Raw genomic sequence first — 18,986 nt, 5'->3', positions numbered from 1 at the left:
TTACCTATTGTTTTACCACTTTAGGTAATCGGTACAAATGAAAAGCAAATCCACCGGCAAAATTCAAGCTTTCGGTTACAAGTTTTAATCGCCCCCCTATCTGCAAAACAAACCATTACATGATAGTTTAAAACCAACTAAAAACCATAAAAGCTCATTAAATTCAATACCTTAATCAGTAGTCCATTTTAGCTATTTACACTTTCTGTACCCAGCGCTAGCAACTCGTGTAATGCGCTGAAATTTGACCTCCACATTTCCTACATATTTATCCCCAAATTGAAAACAAAAATTCATGTACCAATCATGAAACTGGCATAGTGCTTTATTCTAAAAAAATAAATTAAGACAAATATCGCAATAAAGCAAATGCACAAATTGCAATAAACAAAACAATTTAAAAATTATTACAGACCGAAAATATCATTATTTTAATAACATTCTCGTGATCATTGTTAATTATTGCAAACGATAGTGGTATCATTCTTCTCAGCAATTACAGCGAGTTTAATTAATCATAATCTATTGATTTTATGGAATACGAATTTAACACTTCCGTATTTCAGTGAATAAACCGGCTTAACAATGATTTTTAATATTTAAATAATGTTAATTATTAATGAAGTTTCATTTAGAGCTACAAGTTTTTAGGAAAACTCAAGGAAACATGGAACATGACGGTTAGAGAAAATACAATCTCAATCATCGGGGCGGGCATTTCAGGCATCATTTGCGCGCTAACGTTAGCAAAATCAAATGAGTGTAAAAAGAAAACCATTCGCGTTTATGAACACAAAAATCGCGTCGGTGGACGCGCGCATGCGATAAAAGTCAATGATCTTTATGTAGACCTCGGTGCTGGACGCTTTTCCTCAGGTCTTCATCATAATGTCAAAGAGCAAGTGAAATCCTTGAACTTGGCCTATGAAAAATTCCCTTTTACACAACTAAAGCGCCCACAAGCATTGCATAAAAGTTTAAAGAGCATTCTGAAAAATTTGAAACCTTTGTGTGACGAGCATGCACATGACTCCTTTGAAGAGTTTTTAACCATCTATGTTGGACGAAATCAAGCTCGTGAGATGATCAATGCACTCGGTTATGATTCGTTGTCATTACCTAATATTACGCCACATATTGCCTTCGACATTATTGAAAAACACCCTGAGATCCAGGGGTTTTCTGAAAACGCAGGATATGAATGGTTTAACCTTAAGGAAGGATTTTCCGCATTACCAGAGAAGCTTTATGAGCAAGCACTTGCTCATGGTGTCGAATTCCACTTTGGCCATGAATTAACAAGTATCGAAGCTGATACTGAATCTCCAGTGCTCAAATTAAAAAATGAAAAACAGCAAGAAGTGACAATCAATGAAGGCGAGATGATTTTAACTTTTCCGCCGACAGCGATGAAAAAACTCGATAGCGGTTTCCCGCAAGATTGGAGCAACTATACCTATGGCTCTATTCCGCTGTTCAAAGGTTTCTTCTTTTACGATGCACCTTGGTGGCAAGATATGGATTTAGCTGATCATGTGGTGATAGCCAATAACCCTATCAGAAAGCTGTATTTTAAAGATAACAAGTATGTATTTTTTTATACCGACAGTGATTATGCCAACTTTTGGCGTGACGCCACATTAAAAGGTGAAGCACATTACTTACAGACAGTGAAAGAATTGATGGCCGAGGCATTAAAGTGTCATGTGAGCCAACTTCCAGATCCGAGCAACCATGTTCATAAACACTGGGTGCATGGCGTTGAATTTTCGCAAGAGTCTTGCCCTAACCACCCAAAAACACTCTCACATAAAAAGTCTCACATCATCTCTGCATCAGATGCTTACACATCTCATTGCGGTTGGATGGAAGGTGGCATCATGGCTGGCACCAGCGCGGCAAATACACTTCTTGAGAGATTGAAGCAAAGACAAGTAAAAGCACAAAAAGAATGTGAACTTGCTCACGTTTAACTGTCATTAGACATAGAGATAATTAAGAGACCAGTAACTAGGAAGTTTAAATAAATGAGTATTCTCGACTTTCCCCGAGTTCATTTTAAAGGGGTTGCGCGTGTTAATGTGCCAACAGGCAATCGTAATATCAACAACACGTTAGATATATCGAACAACACGGCCATCATGGAAGGTAAACCCTATGATGTATCTAAACCACCACGCAACTTTCATGACTATGTAAAGTCACTTGGCCCCAAGTTTAATGCTCAGGGTAAACTTGACGAAGAAGGTGAATTTAACCTCAGTGCAGGGTATAACATGCGCGGGAACAATCACTTTAGCTGGGAAAATACCCTAGTTACGTCAGTTCAGTTACGTCCTGGTGAATACATCACAGATGACAAGCTTGTTGGCAACAAACTGTCATTATGGGGACATTACAACGAGTATTTAAGAACCTCATTTAATCGCGCACGTTGGGTTGATAACGATCCGACGAGGCGAGATTCAGCCTTAATTTACGCAGGTCAGCTTACAATTACTGATCCTAAATCATCAGCCAATACTGCCCATATTCTCTCTGCAGATATAGATTGCACACATGGTGTTCGTTGGCTAAATCGCGGATTTATTGAAGAGCCGATTAACCACTTTCTCTACGAGGAAATGAGCGAAGCTAGGCTATTTCAATTCACAGTGAATAAAGACAGTAAAGACTTCATACTTAACCAGCTTGGTTTAGATTCTGAATTTTTAGCTGAGCTAAGAAATAAGCTTCAAGACCCTGCTGTAAAAGGCTTGCTTGTTCAATACTGCGTAAGCAACTTGTCTCCACCCAAAGCGCCTAATATGCCTGTATTTTGTGACTTACACGGTACAATAGGCTTGTGGCATGACGACGATATGGCAACTTGTCCCACTGGCAGAATATTAAGACCAGACAACAGCGAACAATATGCACCAATCGCCTTGTCAATCAAGGATAACTGGTTAAGCCTGAATACTGCTATTAGTTTACCTCACCAGCGATATGAAGAAGACATGCCAATTGAGAACGGCATGCCACCAAAACTCAGTGAAAAAGTAGATCTTGGCGACCTATATTTAAAGTCAAATAACGGTCAAATAATCGCCACCATACCAAAAGAGAGTTATCTAAATAACACGACTAACTCTGGGATAATTGACATCCCCCTCCCCGAGTTTGACAGCCAATTTGAGCAACAATCATTGAAGTTATGTTCCGAACGTCAAACTTGGTACGAAAGCGATTGGTACATTCAAGCTGAGCAACATATTATCGCCATGGAAAGCCCAAATTCAGTTACAGGAGAGCCAAGCACAATCGAGTTAGGAGTGCGCAGTTATTATCGCGGAAAACCAGCGTCACTATCTCAATTAGCAACACATTCTCTGACACCAGACAAAATTACTGGCTCTGCTTACCTTGATACTGACGAAGATGGACGGGGCAGTATTATTGTTGAGAGTTTATCTTCTGGCGGCGCTGAGCTATTTTTAGGTGAGTTTTATAGTCCAGTGCAAGTGAGAGTGCTCCCAGATGCTTGGGCACTTGCAGACACACCGACAGAACAAGTTAACTACGACTTTTTGTACCAACATGTTATGGCGTACTACGAGCTGTTTTATCCATTTATGACAGAAGCAGTGTTTAGCATGGCTGATAAATGTAAGTGCGAAACCTATGCCCGTTTAATGTGGCAAATGTGCGATCCAAAAAATAGGGATAAAAGCTATTACATGCCAAGCACTCGTGAAATGCCCGCCGCACACGCACAATTATTTTTAAAATATTTATGTAATGTCGAACAATCGGCCATGCCGAATATCTTGCCTAATGAGCAGCCAAAGGCACAAATCAGTGGCAATATAAAAACAAAATCACAGCTGATTAACGCACTAAAAGATGCCGTCGATCTTGAGCTGTCAATTATGTTGCAATATATCTACAGTGCCTATTCGTTACCTAACTATGCAATTGGTGAGCACTTTGTCTCTATGGGCCGTTGGAGTGAACAACAACTTGAATTAGTTAATGGTGGCGAAGATAGACGGTTAAACAGCGGTTGGCGTGGTGCATTACTCGAAATTGCTCATGAAGAAATGATCCATTATTTAGTTGTCAATAACTTACTGATGGCACTTGGTGAGCCGTTTTATCCGGGTAAACCTGTCCTTGGGGAAGACGCAAAAGACAAATTTGGACTTGATACCGAATTTTCTTTTGAACCCTTCTCTGAACACATCATCGCAAAGTTTGTACGCTTTGAGTGGCCCGCGTTTTTTCCAACTGTCGGGAAATCTATCGCAGACTTTTACGCCGACATTACCAAAGCGATTGAAGAGATCCCCGACTTATTTAGTAAGAAGCCCGTTAACCTCAGTGGTGAGCACCATTTATTCTTAAATGAAATTATCAATCGCGAATACCCCGGTTATCAATTTGAAGTGTATGACAAAGACACTGCACTTTTTGCCATTAATTTTGTCACAGAGCAAGGTGAAGGTGTTGCTGCTGACTCACCACAATTTGAAGTGAGTCACTTTAATCGTCTTCGAGCGATCTCAAAAACTTTAACAAATAACGACATTCCGTTCGAACCAGCTTATCCCGTATTAAAAAATCCAGTATTTGAGCCGAGAATGGGCTGTAATCTAGTAACAGATCCTGCTGCCGTAGAGCTCATGCAATTTTATAAAGGCTGCCACGAACTGATGTTTCAACTCATGATGCAGCACTTTGCAATAAAACCACTGGGCAGTATGCGCCGTTCTCGTTTAATGAATGGCGCGATAGATTTAATGACCGGCATTTTAAGACCACTATCGGTTTTATTAATGACCTTACCATCGGGTACGCTGGGCCGAAATGCAGGCCCCCCCGTACCAGAGCCAATTAATACACACGTATTCCCAGACCTAGAGCAAGGGTGTATGGCCATATCAGAAAAATGTAAACAACTTGCTGATATGGGCAAAGCTATGGTCTGTGCAAAACCTCCAACAACACAAATTGAGTTATTAGAGTTTTTTCAAAATCAGATGCATGAAATCGCAACTGGCAAACTTTCAAGGGAAGCTTAATCATGAAGAAAATAATCGTCATTGGCGGCGGTCTAGCCGGTGGCCTGACAGCCATATACTTAGCAAAACGTGGATACGATGTACACATCATAGAAAAACGTGGAAACCCCCTACAAAGCCAAGCCGACTATATTGATCAAGTTAGCTCACGCGCCATTGGGGTGAGTATGACCGTAAGAGGCATTGAAGCTGTTGTCGCTGCAGGGATCCCCGTTGAGGAATTACAAGCATGTGGCGTTGAAGTATCTGGTATGTCATTTTTTATCAAAGGTGAGCCTAAGACACGTGAATTGCCACCGCTTGATAAGCTCAAGCCGCTGTCATTAAGTCGTAGTGCATTTCAAGTTTTACTCAATAAATACGCAGAGCAGGCAGGTGTTCATTACCACTATGACCAACGCTGTCTTGAAGTAAACTTAGACAACAGCTCAGTCATGACTAAAGACAGTAATGACAACTTTGTCACTCACAAAGGTGACCTACTGATCGGCGCAGATGGCGCGCGCTCATGTGTACGAGAGGCGATGCAGTCAAACTGTCGACGCTTTGAGTTCCACCAGTCTTTCTTTAAACATGGTTACAAAACTTTAGTAGTGCCTGATGCCTCAAAGGTGGGCTTACGCAAAGATCTACTTTACTTCTTTGGCATGGACTCAGGCGGTCAATTCGCAGGACGTGCAGCGACTATACCTGATGGCAGTATCAGTTTTGCTGTGTGCTTACCTTATACAGGACAAGTGAGCTTACACAGTGATGACAGCACCGCAATGCGTGCATTTTTCGATCAGTACTACCCTATGGTGCCAGAAGATATTCGCCAAGATATGTTCGAACAATTTATGGTTAAGCCAAGCAACGACTTAATTAATGTTCGTTCTTCTACCTTCCACTATAAAAACACTGCGCTACTGATTGGTGACTCAGCCCATGCCACAGCGCCGTTTTTGGGCCAAGGTATGAATATGGCCCTTGAAGATGCATATGTATTAGATACTTTATTTGAGCAATATGGCGATGACTTTGGCAAGGTGCTGAGTGAATTCACAGAGCTTCGTAAAATAGAAGCCGATGCCATGCAAGATATGGCCCGTGCAAACTACGAGGTGCTTAGCTGCTCAGATCCAATCTTCTTCATGCGAGCACGATTTGCACGTTACATGAACCAAAAGTTTCCAGACCATTACCCGCCAGATATGGCAGAAAAATTATATTTCACTTCAATGCGTTACAGTGAACTTAGAGACAAGCAAGAAAAGCAAAACGTTTGGTATAAAATAGGGAGAATGAATTAATGAAGATTTTAGTCGTTGGTGCAGGCCCATCTGGCCTGATGTTCGCAAGTGAAACTAAAAAATTACAACCAGATTGGGATATTCGCATCATTGAAAAGAATCATCCAGATGCAAACGTTGTTGGCTGGGGCGTGGTATTACCAGGTCGTGCACCGCACCACCCTGCGAACCCGCTGTCGTACTTAGCAAATCATGAAACACTAGACGCGCAATACTTAGAAGACTTTAAACTCACTCACCACAACCAAAGCGCGCTAAAAAGTACTGGCGTGACCCTGTGCGGTGCAGAGCGAAAGTCTATGGTCAGAGAGCTTAGACAACTTTGCGTCAGCCTAGGTATAACCATTGACTATGAGCAGCCAGCCCTTGAAGATGCTGAGCTGCTATGCAATGACTATGATTTAGTGGTGGTCTCAAATGGTATCAACCACACCACCACATACTACCGTGATGCACTTAAGCCAAAGATTGAGTTCGGTAAAAACCGCTACATGTGGTATGGCACACCTAAGACTTTTGATGCCATGAACCTGATTTTTAAATCTCATTCTAAAGGCATTTTTGTCGCACACTCTTACAAGTACTCAAGTACTATGAGCACATTCGTGGTTGAATGTAGCGAAGAAACCTATCAAAAGTCAGGCCTAGATGAAATGTCAGCGCAAGATGCAGAAAAATTCATCGCATCAGTTTTTGAAGATGACTTAGACGGTAACCCTGTAATGGCGCAAGAAGGCCTAAAGTGGCGTAACTTTATGACTCTGAGCCACGAACAAGCATTTGATGGCAATGTCGCACTACTTGGTGACGCATTGCAATCAGGCCACTTCTCAATCGGTCACGGTACCACCATGGCTGTGGTTGGGGCACAGATCTTAGTAAAGGCCGTGTATGATAACCCAGACAATGTACAAGCAGCATTGACTGACTTTAACCAGCACGTCATGCCTATCATGCGTTTATTTGACCAACACGCCACTATTAGCCGCTTGTGGTTTGAAACTGTCGAAGACAGAATGCATTTATCTCCCCCAGAAATTGCACAGAGCTTTGCAGAGCGCCGCAGCGAATTACCGCCGTTGCCAGCAGCACTTGGCCAAGCACTAGAAAGAGCGCTAGCTCGTGGAGAGAAGTAATATGGACCTGCAAAAGCAAAAGCAGCGACCAAAACTACCTGCGCAGTGGAGCACCAGTTATATTTCTTACTGGCAACCGATGCAGCCGGACGAGCACATTACATCGGGTTATTGCTGGTTTGACTATACCCGCAACGTGTGCAGAATCGACGGTCTTTTCAATCCATGGTCTGAAGAAAAAACAGGCCATAGATTGTGGATGTCTGAAATCATGTACCCTGCAACCAACGAGTCTTTCAAATCGAAAGTGGCATTTAGCCGTGAGCACATGGATAAGCAAAGCACGTTTAAAGAACAAGTCTTAAATGACGAAGTTGACCCGTGCCATGAGCTCATTTTAATGCAAGATGTACTGGAATTGTGTGATGCTCAATTCCAAGGAACTTGCGAGGTTCTGGGGTTTGAGGCTGATATTTGGCATTTCCAACGCCCCAATGGCAAAGGCCCTGCCACATATTACTTCAAAGCAGATACCAATCAGCTTTTGAGAATGGTCACAGGAGACCCTCAAAAAATGGCTTCCGTTCGAGATTTCCCTAATTTCAACACCCGTGAAATTGACCCAGAGATCTTCCAACACGTGCCATTAAAACAACCTGAGTAATAACCCAAGTGCATTGGGAATGAGGCGTGCCGACCACATTTGATATGTGGTCGGTCACATAATCACCTTTCAAAGAATATTCAAACCAAACGCCTGTTTCACTCTCCCAAGTACTTGTTGTGACTTTTGATTTGCCTGCTCAGTGCCGGCCAATAAGACAGCTCTCAGCTGCGCAGGATCCGCAATGTACTGTGCTCTTCTAGCCCTAATTGGGGTGATTAAATTAACTAAACAATCTGCCAATACTCCTTTGAGTTTACTGTCTCCTAATCCGCCTCGACGATAATGCTCTTTAAGCGATGCCACATAGCTTTTATCTTCATGAAACGCATCTAAATAAGTAAATACTACATTTCCCTCAACCTGACCTGGGTCATCAACACGAATATGATTTGGATCTGTATACATAGCACGTACGGCTTTGGCTATTTCATCATCAGTACTACCAAAGGTGATCACATTGCCAAGAGATTTCGACATTTTGGATTTACCATCAACTCCAGGTAGTCGGGATACCTCACTCAATAACGGCTTGGCCTCGATTAAAACTTGCTTACCAGCAACATGGTTAAGCTTACGCACAATTTCATTGGTCAATTCAATCATAGGCAATTGATCCTCACCTACAGGCACTATTGTCGCGTCAAATGCAGTGATGTCAGCGGCTTGGCTTATAGGGTAATTTAAGAAGCCCGCCGGAATGGAAGCACCAAAATCTTTGCTGGCGATTTCTGCTTTAACTGTAGGATTACGCTCTAATCGCGCAACACTGACGAGATTGGCATAATACATGGCCAGTTCAGCCAATGCAGGTAATGCCGATTGCAAACAAATCGTCGTTTTAGTCGGGCAGATCCCCACAGCCAAATAATCAGCCATGACGTTGAATATGTTGTCCGCAACTTTTTTTGGGTTGTGGCCATTGTCAGTCAATCCCTGCATGTCAGCGATTAATATGGTTTGATTGTGCTGCTCTTGCAAAGATACACGGTGCTGTAAGGAACCTACAAAGTGGCCTAAATGCAGTGGTCCGGTTGGTCTGTCACCAGTAAGAATGGTATGTGTCATAGCTGTCTCCTTGTTTATTTACTACCGAAAGAGACAGAGTTTGCATATCAACCTTCACCTTTCGGCAGCAGTTGAACACACGTATTCAAGCGCCGCTCTATTAAGAGCGCCACCAAGATAAATTGATAAGTAATTCAAAATTATAAGTATTCATAACGTGTTTAAGCTAACACAGGGAAAACTATTCAGCAAGACTATATTTTTAAACTCAAACCTCCCCCCTTCGTTACCTTTACTGTGATTCAAAAAGCTTCAAGCAAAACTTAATAACACAATAAAAATTCACAAGCGTGAAAAATATTCAACTCATTTTAAAACCATGGACAGAAACACGAAAAACACTAACCATTTAGTAACTTACACATAAAAACCTTTAAAAAACCCGTGCAAAAACAACAAAAACCCCCACCAACAAGAGAATACAAATATTTATCATTTGCATATAAATTCACAAAGAAGTAGCTTGGAAAGCCTGCTTAAAAAATGTGTAGCTCGTTTTCAAAGTTAATGACCAAGATGAGCACACCCGTTTTACTGAATTGGGTACACTATGAAACGATATTTATTTGATAAAGACCTCGATAAGTCTAGTTGTGGTGTCGGCTTTATTACTCACAAGCAGAGCTTAAAAACACATCAACTTATCCAACACGCACATCAGGCACTATGTATGATCCCACATAGAGGTGGTATGAATGCCGAAGGAATTGGCGATGGCGCTGGTGTAAATATTGATTTATCTCTCACATTTTTTAGAAAAGTGACCAAACAACCACATCTAGAATTAGGTGCATTTGGCGTCGCTAACTTTTTTCTGCCCAATGACAGTACCAATCGTGAAGATGCATTGTCATTGATCAGCCGTGTTCTAACTGAACATAATCTAGAGGTTATAACAACACGAGATGTAGCAACAGACAGCTCTGTACTCAACCCTGAAAGTCAAAAAGCACAGTTAGCTATAAAGCAACTTGTTTTTTCAAGACCCGTTCATATCAACAGCCAACCCGTCTTTGAGTCGTTAATACACCAAGCACTAGAAGAGATTGAGCTGCATGCATTTACCTCAGAGCACCTTCGCGGTTTATATCCGCTCTCAATGAGCTCACAAACGCAAGTATTAAAGGGTCGATTAAATAGCTGGGAAGTGATCCCCTATTTCAAAGACCTCAGCGATCCGGAACAGCAGGTTCACACGTTATTTTTCCATACTCGATTTTCAACCAATACTGCGCCTAACCCCATGTTTGCTCAACCATTTAGACGTATGGCACACAATGGAGAGTTAAATACCGACAGGAAAAATAGACTCAGTGAAAACGCCATTGCTAAATATAAAAACAAGCGTTTGATATTCCCTGCTGGTCAATCTGACTCGGCAAGGCTTGACCAAACCCTTGCAAGACGAGTTATCGAAGACGATATGCCAATTGATGTGGCTGCGCTGGCTATGATGCCACCAGCTTGGGAAAACGATGAGAGCTTATCTAATCCCGTTCGCGCAATGCTAGAGTACTTTTCATTATATGAAGAGAAAAACGACGGCCCCGCAGCCTTTATTTTTGGCGACGGCGTTAAAGTTGGGGCACGATTGGATAGACTCGGGTTGAGGCCGCTTCGCAGCGTTGAAACCCATGACTATCTTGCAGTAATGAGTGAAGCTGGACAAATTGACTTTCCCGATGAGGAGATTATTCGCAGAGGCCGTATTGAAGCTGGCGGCATGATTGTCTTTGACCATCAAAAAAAAGAGATAAAACTCACCGCACAAATCATGGAAGAACTCGCAGCTGAACACGATTACGCAGCGATGTTAAATAAAGCAAGGCTCACACTGGCAGAACTACCCACCGTTAATCAAAGCGATGTCACTCATAATACTCAGCTCAATATAGCAGCACAACATGTTGCGTATAGCATGAACCAAGAAAGCTTTAAGTTTATGCTTGACCCCATGTTGCAAGATGGCTCGGAAAAAATATCAGCAATGGGTTATGGCCTCGCGCCTAACGTACTTACTCGTGAAGAAGGGGGAGTATCACGTTACTTCAGTCAGCGTTTTGCACAAGTGACTAACCCGCCGCTAGACAGCATTCGCGAAGTCGATGGCATGACTTTACGTGTAGCATTAGGAGCAAAGCCCAATATTAGCCCAACAAGTCATCGCCAAATTGTGCTCAATTCTCCACTCTTAAAACCTCAAGATTTGGCGAAGATCAGTGCCCAAACGGCACTCAAGGTGAGCACTTTACCTATGCTGTTTAATGTTGACCCAGAGCATTCAGACCATCAACAGCAATTACTTGATGCACTCAAAACTCTGGCTTGTCGCGCCGAGCAATTAGCTCAAGACGGCTGCGATATTATCATCTTGAGTGACCAAGCGGTTACTCATCAGCAGGCAGCTATTCCGGCACTGTTAGCCGTTGCGACCATTAACCAAAAGCTAATCGCTGAGGGGCTGCGTTTTAATACCAGTTTAGTCTGCCATACTGGTCAAGCCGCCAGTACCCATGACCTTGCTTGCCTACTTGGGTTTGGTGCATCCGCGGTGTGCCCTATTACTGTCTACAATCGTGCTGTTGAACTATTCGAAAATGAACAAGCGGTACTCGATGCACTCGCTCGGTATCAAAAAGCCGCAGAAAAAGCCTTGATGAAAACCATGGGTAAATTCGGTTTATGTACCGTTGAGAGCTACATTGGCGGTGAATTTTTTGAAGCCAACTTCATAGACACTCATGACCCATTGCTCAAAGCCATTTTCCCGAATGTTCACTCACCAGTTGGCGGAGCGCGCTTTAAAGACCTCGTAGAAAGTGCCGTAAGTTGGCATAAAAAAGTATTCGAAGTACAAGCTGAAGATCAAATACCTGTGCTCGGTTTATTCAAAGAGCGTGCACAAGGAGCCGGTCACAGCTTTGGTACAACTGCCGTACGTGAATACATCAATATGACGGAAGAGAAAATTCAATATATTGATGAATCACAGCTGGAGTCCACAGACACTGGCGTGATCTTGCCTGAGGACGATGGTTACAAAGACTTAGGCTTCGAAGCCAGAACGCCTGAGCAAATCGCTCAATTTAAGATAACACAAGCTTACAGGGAGTTTAGCCACAACTTACTGGTTGAACGTCATCACCGGCCAGCAGCGCTGCGAGACGTGCTCGCCCTGCCCTTAGACTTTACCCAACTCAACAGCACGCAAGCCTTCATTGATGCGCTCAAGCTGATTGAGATTTCAGGCTCCTTCCAAGTACATGTGAGAGGGTTAAATGTTGAACCTATCGCACAGCACAAATGGCTATTGAGCCACAGCGCCAATAATCCAGATACCAACAACTATCTGGCTGAGGCACTCAATCAACTATTCAAAGCAGAAGTGTATGAAATTCTGCCAGCCAATGAAAAAATTCTCATTGAAACGCGGACTAACTCTACGCTTGATAAGTTGTGTAGCAAATTAGTGAGCGGCGCAGATGAAATTTCTCTCACTGATGTGCAACCCGCTCATGAGATTACGGCAACATTCGCCTCTGGCGCAATGAGTCATGGCGCCTTGGTCGAAAAGGCCCACGAGGCTGTTGCGCAAGGTACTAATATCGCAGGTGCGATGAGTAACTCAGGTGAAGGCGGTGAAAACTCTCGCCGCTACAATACGGTCAAAGCCAGTAAAATTAAGCAGTTTGCCTCAGGACGCTTCGGTGTTTGGACTGGCTACCTTGCCGATCCTGCACTACAGGAAATCGAAATCAAAATTGGCCAAGGTGCAAAACCAGGCGAAGGCGGACAATTACCCGCGCCAAAAGTGAACGTAGTTATCGCCGCAGCGAGAGGGGGTACGCCAGGCGTCGAACTCGTCTCTCCTCCACCGCATCATGATACCTATTCAATCGAAGACTTAGGCCAGTTAATTCATGATGCAAAAGCCGCGCGCGTACGCGTGATTGTTAAGCTAGTGTCTTCTGAAGGAATTGGTACTATTGCTGTAGGTGTCGCCAAGGCTGGCGCAGATGTTATCAATGTCGCGGGGAATACAGGTGGTACGGGGGCTGCGCAAGTAACCAGTTTAAAGCACACGGGGCGCGCTGCCGACATCGGCATTGCAGAAGTGCATCAAGCGCTGGCAGAAAACGGTCTGCGCGAAAAAATAACGCTTCGCTGCTCTAATGCACACCAAACTGGCAGTGACGTCGTTAAATCAGCGATGCTTGGAGGGGATTCCTTTGAATTTGGTACCACCGCATTGATGATGCTCAAATGTGTGATGGCCAAAAACTGTAATTTAAAATGCCCTGCTGGATTGACCACAAATCCTGAGGTGTATCGAGGCGACCCAAGAGCGCTTGCACAGTATTTTATGAATGTGGCTCACGAAGTCCGCGAAATTTTAGCCAGCATTGGTTATCGCTCTCTAGCTGAAGTTCGAGGACGCTCAGACCTTTTGCATTTAGTATCTCACCCAGCCATGGTCGGTAAGCTGGATATGACAGCAATGTTGAAGCCAGCCCAAGAAATAAAGATTACTATACCAATTTATTTAGAATCTAACTTTGACATCGACAGTGCTTGGCTGCAGCAATTAGAAAGTGATTTTCTTAACACTAAGCTCACCCAGTTTGAAAGTGAACCTGTCAAGCTCAACAATTGTAACAAGACAGTAGGTGGTCAATTGGCTATTGATATTGAGCGTATTTTGAATTATCGCTTATCTGATACTGACATTGAAAACCACCCCGCCATAATGCGCCTTGAAAATGGTCGTAAAACGCTCAAGCCAAATAGCATTAAATTACATACCACAGGTTCCGCGGGCCAAAGCTATGGTGCTTTTAATAACTCGGGGATATTGCTGCAACATATAGGAACTTGTAATGATGGTGTCGGAAAAGGCGCTAGTGGCGGACAAATCGTCATTACCAGTGGTGATAACTCTATAGAAGAAAATGTCCTCATAGGGAACTTTGCTTTATTTGGTGCGACTGGCGGACAGCTTTACGTTAACGGACAAGCAGGTGATAGGTTTGGCGTTAGGAACTCAGGCGCTGTTGCTGTGATTGAAGGCGTTGGCGATTTTTGCTGCGAGTATATGACCAATGGTGCCATTGTGAATATTGGCGCATATGGCAAAGGCTTTGGTAACGGCATGAGTGGCGGTACAGCTTATCAATACGATCCGTCCGGACGAATAAGTGAACTCTGCTCCCAAGATTCAGTCACTGCTTTGCGCCTAGGAGAAGACAATGCGCTTTGCAAAGGGCAAGAGCAAGCGATATTGCAGCATTTAACTGACCATGTCACAGCAACACGCTCCCAAAAAGTTCAGGCGCTTTTAGATGACTGGCAAACAGCCAAACAGCACTTTTATGTGCTTATCCCGAATGCGTTGTTCCAGTATCACTGTGCGGATCGCATTGTGCAAACGCTCAATAGACGTGCCATGTTGGAAGAGTTATCACAAGGCTGGGCTGAAAAATCGGTGAAAACGATAAAGCATGCTTATCAAGACTATCACAGCTCCAATATCAGCTTATTTGATGGTGAACACCCCGACTATGGGGACTGCGACACAGATCTTGTTTATCGCTATATCAGCAGCGCTGGCATTTTGCATAGAGCTGACCAGCTTGTGCAAAAGCAACATGCGCAAGGTTATACAGAGGTCAATGCACACTACTTGTTTGACACTTTAGACCACAAGCTTATCGATGCATTAGCTAAAGACGCAAAAGAAGCGATTGCCAGTTATGACGACCAAGCACTTAGTTGCTTACTGGCGCAAAAACGTGTGCAAGATTACAAAGATGCCCTCTCTCTTAGAGAGGTTTGTGACTCACCAGCGATAGGGACAAGTGTGTGGATCATTCACAGAGACAAAGCGGCGCAACAAGCCTTGCTTGAATATCGCAGTTTAAATGAATTACTCGCCACACATTATTGCCATGTACTTTCAGAAGCCGTCAGGCACGCTGCGTAAGTAGGAGAAGATTATGGAACACATTAAAAGCAACAAAAAAGTCCCGTTTTTACCACAGGATATCCCTTTTAACGACGATCAAAGACAGTGGCTGGGCGGCTTTTTAGCAGGTCTGCATACACGTTTACTGGTCAAAGAAGAGCATGTATCAACCACCAGCGCGCCGCAACAGCAGGTTAAACCCATCACCATTATTTATGGTTCTCAAACAGGGAACGCCGAGGGCGTTGCCGAAGAAGCAGCTGAAATAGCCAAAAATCACGGTCTTTCTCCTGTAGTACTAGATATGGATGATGCTGACCTTACTCAGCTCAGCCAAGCTGAACGGCTACTGGTTATTACCAGTACGTATGGCGAAGGCGAGATGCCTGATAACGCGCAGGCACTGTGGGATGATATCTCTAGTGACACAGCGCCTCGCTTCGATAAAACCTATTTCTCTGTGCTGGCTCTTGGTGATACTAATTACGATGATTTTTGCCTTGCAGGTATTCAATGGGATGAGCGTCTTGAAGCGCTTGGCGCAACGCGCATCGCAGACAGAGTCGATTGCGATGTGGCCTTTGAGTCGCCCGCGCAAGAGTGGATTGCTGAAACCTTACCAACCATTGCACAAAAAGGCAGTAACGGGCAAAGTGAAGTTATTCCCACTAGTGCGCCTGTGGCCACTAAAAAAGCCAAACCCAAATTCACACGAGACAACCCATTTGAAGCCGAATTGGTCAACGCGTATACACTGAATAAGCCGGGCTCTGGTAAAGAGACATGCCACTACGAGTTTTCGTTACTTGATTCAAAGGAAGTGTATGACGCAGGGGATGCCATTAATTTGATCTCTGTTAATCGTGCAGATTTGGTTGAAGAATTAATCGCATTACTTGGGGCGCGCCCTGAGCAGCAAGAGCAGCACGATGGCCATACGCTGGCACTGCAAACTATTTTTAGTGAACATTTAGAGATCAGATTACCCAGCAAAGAGTTTGTCGCTGAAGTGGCTGCTCGTAGTGGTGATGCTCAATTTATCGCTAAACTAGAAGAAGATGCTCAAGCCTTAAATGATTTTATCTGGGGTCTAGATTGTGTTGATCTACTTAGAAAATATGCGCCCAATGCATTCACCGCAAGCGACTTTATCCGTTTATCTAAACCACTTGCGCCAAGAGCTTATTCAATCTCATCGAGTATCAAAAAACATGAAAATCAAGTGCATTTAACCATTGCCAGCGTCCGTTATGAGCAAGAAAACCGCGCCCATAATGGAGTCTGTTCCACCTTTTTGGCCGACGTCTGTAAGCCCGGTGATAAAGTGAAATGCTACTTTGCACCAAATAAGCACTTTTCAGTACCCGAAAATCACTCAGCGCCGATCATCATGGTCGGCCCGGGAACCGGTATTGCGCCATTTAGGGGCTTTTTAGAAGAACGCGCGGCCACTGAAGCCTCTGGTGACAACTGGTTGTTTTTTGGCGATAGACAAAAATCATGTGACTTTTTATACCAAGAGGAGCTAGAACAAATGCAGCAAAGCGGATTGCTTACTCGTTTAGATTTAGCATTCTCTCGAGACCAGCCGCAAAAAGTCTATGTACAAGACAAAATGCAAGAGCAAGGCGCAGAGCTCTTTAGCTGGTTAGAACGTGGTGCTTATTTTTATGTGTGTGGTGATGCATTCAGAATGGCCAAAGACGTCGATAAGGCCTTGCATGATGTCATTGCCAAGCACGGTAGTTTTGATGAAGCAGAAGCTCAGGCCTATGTCGCAAGCCTTAAAAAACAAAAACGTTATGTGCGAGACGTGTACTAAGGTTTGATAAATCAATGCGAAGAGGTTGCTAAGCAACCTCTCAATACGTCACTTCTTTATTTTTGAACGCAGTAAAGTCTCGCTTTATTGAAACACATTTTTGAGCTGGATCCCGCAGCCCAGTATCTATCTGATCTTGAAGAATCACCCATGATACTCGGTGGAGCTTCACCAGGTCCTGGCCTACAAGTCCAAACAGAATCAGCTTCAGTCCATACACTCGCACTAACTTGACTCAAAGACTCATCAAGGTTAATTGGATGAAGAATAGATCTATATAACTTTAAATCACTTCCTTGATTTACAACTTTAGTGCCATCTAGTAAATAATACGCTGCAGAAGTATCAATCGGAGAAGCCGCATTTGAAATATTCCACGCAGTATATACACCACTTGGTACATTTGGCGAAGCGTCCGCAGCAGTCTGACAATACTCGTCTGCTTTACCATTACCATAAACATTGAAGCCACTATACTCTTGGCTAGTTACAAATATCGTTTTGCCTGACCCGGGCACTTTAATTGTATCACCGGCGTGAACATCTCCTTTTAGCAACAGTACCCAACGCGAATCGCCACTAGGAGATAAATTACTGTCATTCGCATTAATACTAACCTTCGCTAGATACAAATCTCCAGAGCTGCCCTCTCTAACCACCTGACCACTGCTGTAACTGTTACTTGAAGACCATACTAGGCTCGCTGTATCAATACTTAAACCGCCAACATACTCTTGCGCATAAGCGCCAGATGCAGATAAAAGTAAAGCAATAGCCGAAAGTGTTTTTCTGAGTTTCATACATATTCCTTTTATGTATAGTTAAAAAATCACAACGACTATAGCACAAATAAAATGACTCAAAAGGCATCAAAAACAAAAATAACACCAATATAAATATTATAATATTCCTACTTTTTAAAATAAAAATATTAATTTAACACCATAAATTAAAGGTGATTATTTAGTCTCAGTTTTTACTAGACAAGCCAAACATATCAGCAGTAAACAGACCGATTCCCTGTTCTCTTAAATCACTGCTCGATGAATAAGGCTGTTTTGTTTGATAAAGGTATACTTCACTGCCATTTTGCTGAGCTCGGGCTGCAAATTGCTCAGGCCATCCCCATAAAATCTTTCCAAACTGCTCTGGAATAACGAGGGTTGTATTGCTACAAGAACCTGGGTAATAACGTGACCAACCAATAAAAATGTACTTTACAAGGCAGCGTTTACCCACTTCTTTAGAGTACGTCATTTGGTCTGGAAATTGCTCAACAATCTCCTCTGATATACTTTGAATACCCATAAAGCTAATACGGCTGCGCTGCTCAGAAGTCAGCTTATTTAAATGACTCGTTAATACTTCCATCGACTCTGGGCCTGCGGTTTTCACATTAAGTAAAAACGATTTTTCTGGGAACTGTGCAAGCACTTCAGTTAATGAAGGAATGAGGCCAACCCCTTTGTCTCTAAGTGGGTATATTTCCTCTTCACCTACGCTATAACCATATCCTGCATCTAAAGTTTTTAAATATTCCATGGTTTTCTTTGAGGTCACCCCTTCGCCATTGGTGCGGCAATCAAGGGTCCAGTCATGAAAAATTGCCAGCTCTTTATCTGCTGTTGCATGAACGTTCAGGTGCACTGTATCTGCGCCTAATTCAAATGCTTTCTCAATTGCAGGGAGCGTATTTTCGATAAATGGATGTTCAACAGACGTCAACCTGTTTGCAGTGCAAGTTTCGTTAGTCACACCTCTATAATCGGTTGGTTGTACTAATCCTTTGTAAGAAATAACCTTTCCAGGATTTTGTAGCTCAAGGTCAGGTTGTCTTGCAGCTAAAATAATGAGTATTAAAACGGATAAACGTACAGCCCAGTGTTTCATGAGTTCCTCAAAAATAAACCTTTAAGTCTCGCATTTTAGCAAAATTAATAGTCTTAAGGAATTATCTGGTCTCTCATCTAATCACCATGTTCATTGATTACTACTGAAAAATATCGTCATTTGCTTTATTTTTATTCATCTAAATGATA

General features: G+C 43.1%; 10 protein-coding genes. 7 read left to right on the top strand and 3 right to left on the bottom strand.

The features are described from left to right. The first annotated feature begins 674 nt into the window (after positions 1-674). From vioA to vioE, 5 genes are read left to right on the top strand one after another with little or no spacing between them, the layout of a single operon-like run. On the top strand, positions 675-1,973 hold the full coding sequence (vioA, locus tag QNM16_RS01450; RefSeq protein ID WP_284018822.1) for a flavin-dependent violacein biosynthesis tryptophan-2 monooxygenase VioA: 1,299 nt from the start codon (positions 675-677) through the stop codon (positions 1,971-1,973). 54 nt (positions 1,974-2,027) lie between these two features. After that, positions 2,028-5,063 carry an iminophenyl-pyruvate dimer synthase VioB gene (vioB, locus tag QNM16_RS01445; RefSeq protein WP_284018821.1) on the top strand — a complete coding sequence of 1,012 codons (3,036 nt, stop codon included), beginning with the start codon at positions 2,028-2,030 and terminating at the stop codon, positions 5,061-5,063. Positions 5,064-5,065: 2 nt separating this feature from the next. Beyond that, complete coding sequence (gene vioC / locus QNM16_RS01440; protein ID WP_284018820.1) at positions 5,066-6,355, top strand: NADP-dependent violacein biosynthesis oxygenase VioC; 1,290 nt, start codon at positions 5,066-5,068, stop codon at positions 6,353-6,355. Continuing rightward, entirely contained in the window at positions 6,355-7,491 is a 1,137-nt protein-coding gene (vioD, locus tag QNM16_RS01435) for a flavin-dependent violacein biosynthesis monooxygenase VioD (RefSeq protein ID WP_063362673.1), read from the top strand. The genes vioC and vioD overlap by 1 nt, the downstream gene beginning before the upstream one ends. 1 nt (position 7,492) lies before the next feature. Continuing rightward, positions 7,493-8,095, top strand: a complete 603-nt coding sequence (gene vioE, locus QNM16_RS01430; RefSeq protein ID WP_284018819.1) for a violacein biosynthesis enzyme VioE — start codon at positions 7,493-7,495, stop codon at positions 8,093-8,095. Between the two features lie 69 nt (positions 8,096-8,164). Here vioE and trpS read toward each other — a convergent pair whose 3' ends face one another. Beyond that, entirely contained in the window at positions 8,165-9,163 is a 999-nt protein-coding gene (gene trpS / locus QNM16_RS01425) for a tryptophan--tRNA ligase (RefSeq protein WP_284018818.1), read from the bottom strand. 550 nt (positions 9,164-9,713) lie between these two features. Here trpS and QNM16_RS01420 point away from each other — a divergent pair. Beyond that, positions 9,714-15,143, top strand: a complete 5,430-nt coding sequence (locus tag QNM16_RS01420; RefSeq protein ID WP_284018817.1) for a glutamate synthase-related protein — start codon at positions 9,714-9,716, stop codon at positions 15,141-15,143. A gap of 13 nt (positions 15,144-15,156) precedes the next feature. After that, positions 15,157-16,947: a sulfite reductase subunit alpha gene (locus QNM16_RS01415; protein ID WP_284018816.1), complete on the top strand. Its 1,791-nt coding sequence runs from the start codon at positions 15,157-15,159 to the stop codon at positions 16,945-16,947. Between the two features lie 56 nt (positions 16,948-17,003). Here QNM16_RS01415 and QNM16_RS01410 read toward each other — a convergent pair whose 3' ends face one another. Together QNM16_RS01410 and QNM16_RS01405 are read right to left on the bottom strand one after the other, a co-directional pair. Beyond that, positions 17,004-17,747, bottom strand: coding sequence for a hypothetical protein (locus QNM16_RS01410; protein WP_284018815.1), 744 nt, complete (start codon positions 17,745-17,747; stop codon positions 17,004-17,006). A 169-nt stretch (positions 17,748-17,916) separates the two neighbouring features. Then, positions 17,917-18,837, bottom strand: a complete 921-nt coding sequence (locus QNM16_RS01405; protein ID WP_284018814.1) for a glycerophosphodiester phosphodiesterase family protein — start codon at positions 18,835-18,837, stop codon at positions 17,917-17,919. Between the last annotated feature and the right edge of the window lie 149 nt (positions 18,838-18,986).

The organism is Pseudoalteromonas umbrosa, assembly GCF_030125375.1.
Classification (GTDB): domain Bacteria; phylum Pseudomonadota; class Gammaproteobacteria; order Enterobacterales; family Alteromonadaceae; genus Pseudoalteromonas; species Pseudoalteromonas umbrosa.
Note: the sequence above shows the minus strand (reverse complement) of the source record. Positions and strands in the feature narration are given on the sequence as shown.

Bases quoted from the DNA above. Each gene is read 5' to 3' on its own strand.
- vioC (WP_284018820.1), top strand. From the start codon at position 5,066: ATGAAGAAAATAATCGTCATTGGCGGCGGTCTAGCCGGTGGCCTGACA.
- QNM16_RS01420 (WP_284018817.1), top strand. From the start codon at position 9,714: ATGAAACGATATTTATTTGATAAAGACCTCGATAAGTCTAGTTGTGGT.
- vioA (WP_284018822.1), top strand. From the start codon at position 675: ATGACGGTTAGAGAAAATACAATCTCAATCATCGGGGCGGGCATTTCA.
- vioB (WP_284018821.1), top strand. From the start codon at position 2,028: ATGAGTATTCTCGACTTTCCCCGAGTTCATTTTAAAGGGGTTGCGCGT.
- vioD (WP_063362673.1), top strand. From the start codon at position 6,355: ATGAAGATTTTAGTCGTTGGTGCAGGCCCATCTGGCCTGATGTTCGCA.
- trpS (WP_284018818.1), bottom strand. From the start codon at position 9,163: ATGACACATACCATTCTTACTGGTGACAGACCAACCGGACCACTGCAT.
- vioE (WP_284018819.1), top strand. From the start codon at position 7,493: ATGGACCTGCAAAAGCAAAAGCAGCGACCAAAACTACCTGCGCAGTGG.
- QNM16_RS01405 (WP_284018814.1), bottom strand. From the start codon at position 18,837: ATGAAACACTGGGCTGTACGTTTATCCGTTTTAATACTCATTATTTTA.
- QNM16_RS01415 (WP_284018816.1), top strand. From the start codon at position 15,157: ATGGAACACATTAAAAGCAACAAAAAAGTCCCGTTTTTACCACAGGAT.
- QNM16_RS01410 (WP_284018815.1), bottom strand. From the start codon at position 17,747: ATGAAACTCAGAAAAACACTTTCGGCTATTGCTTTACTTTTATCTGCA.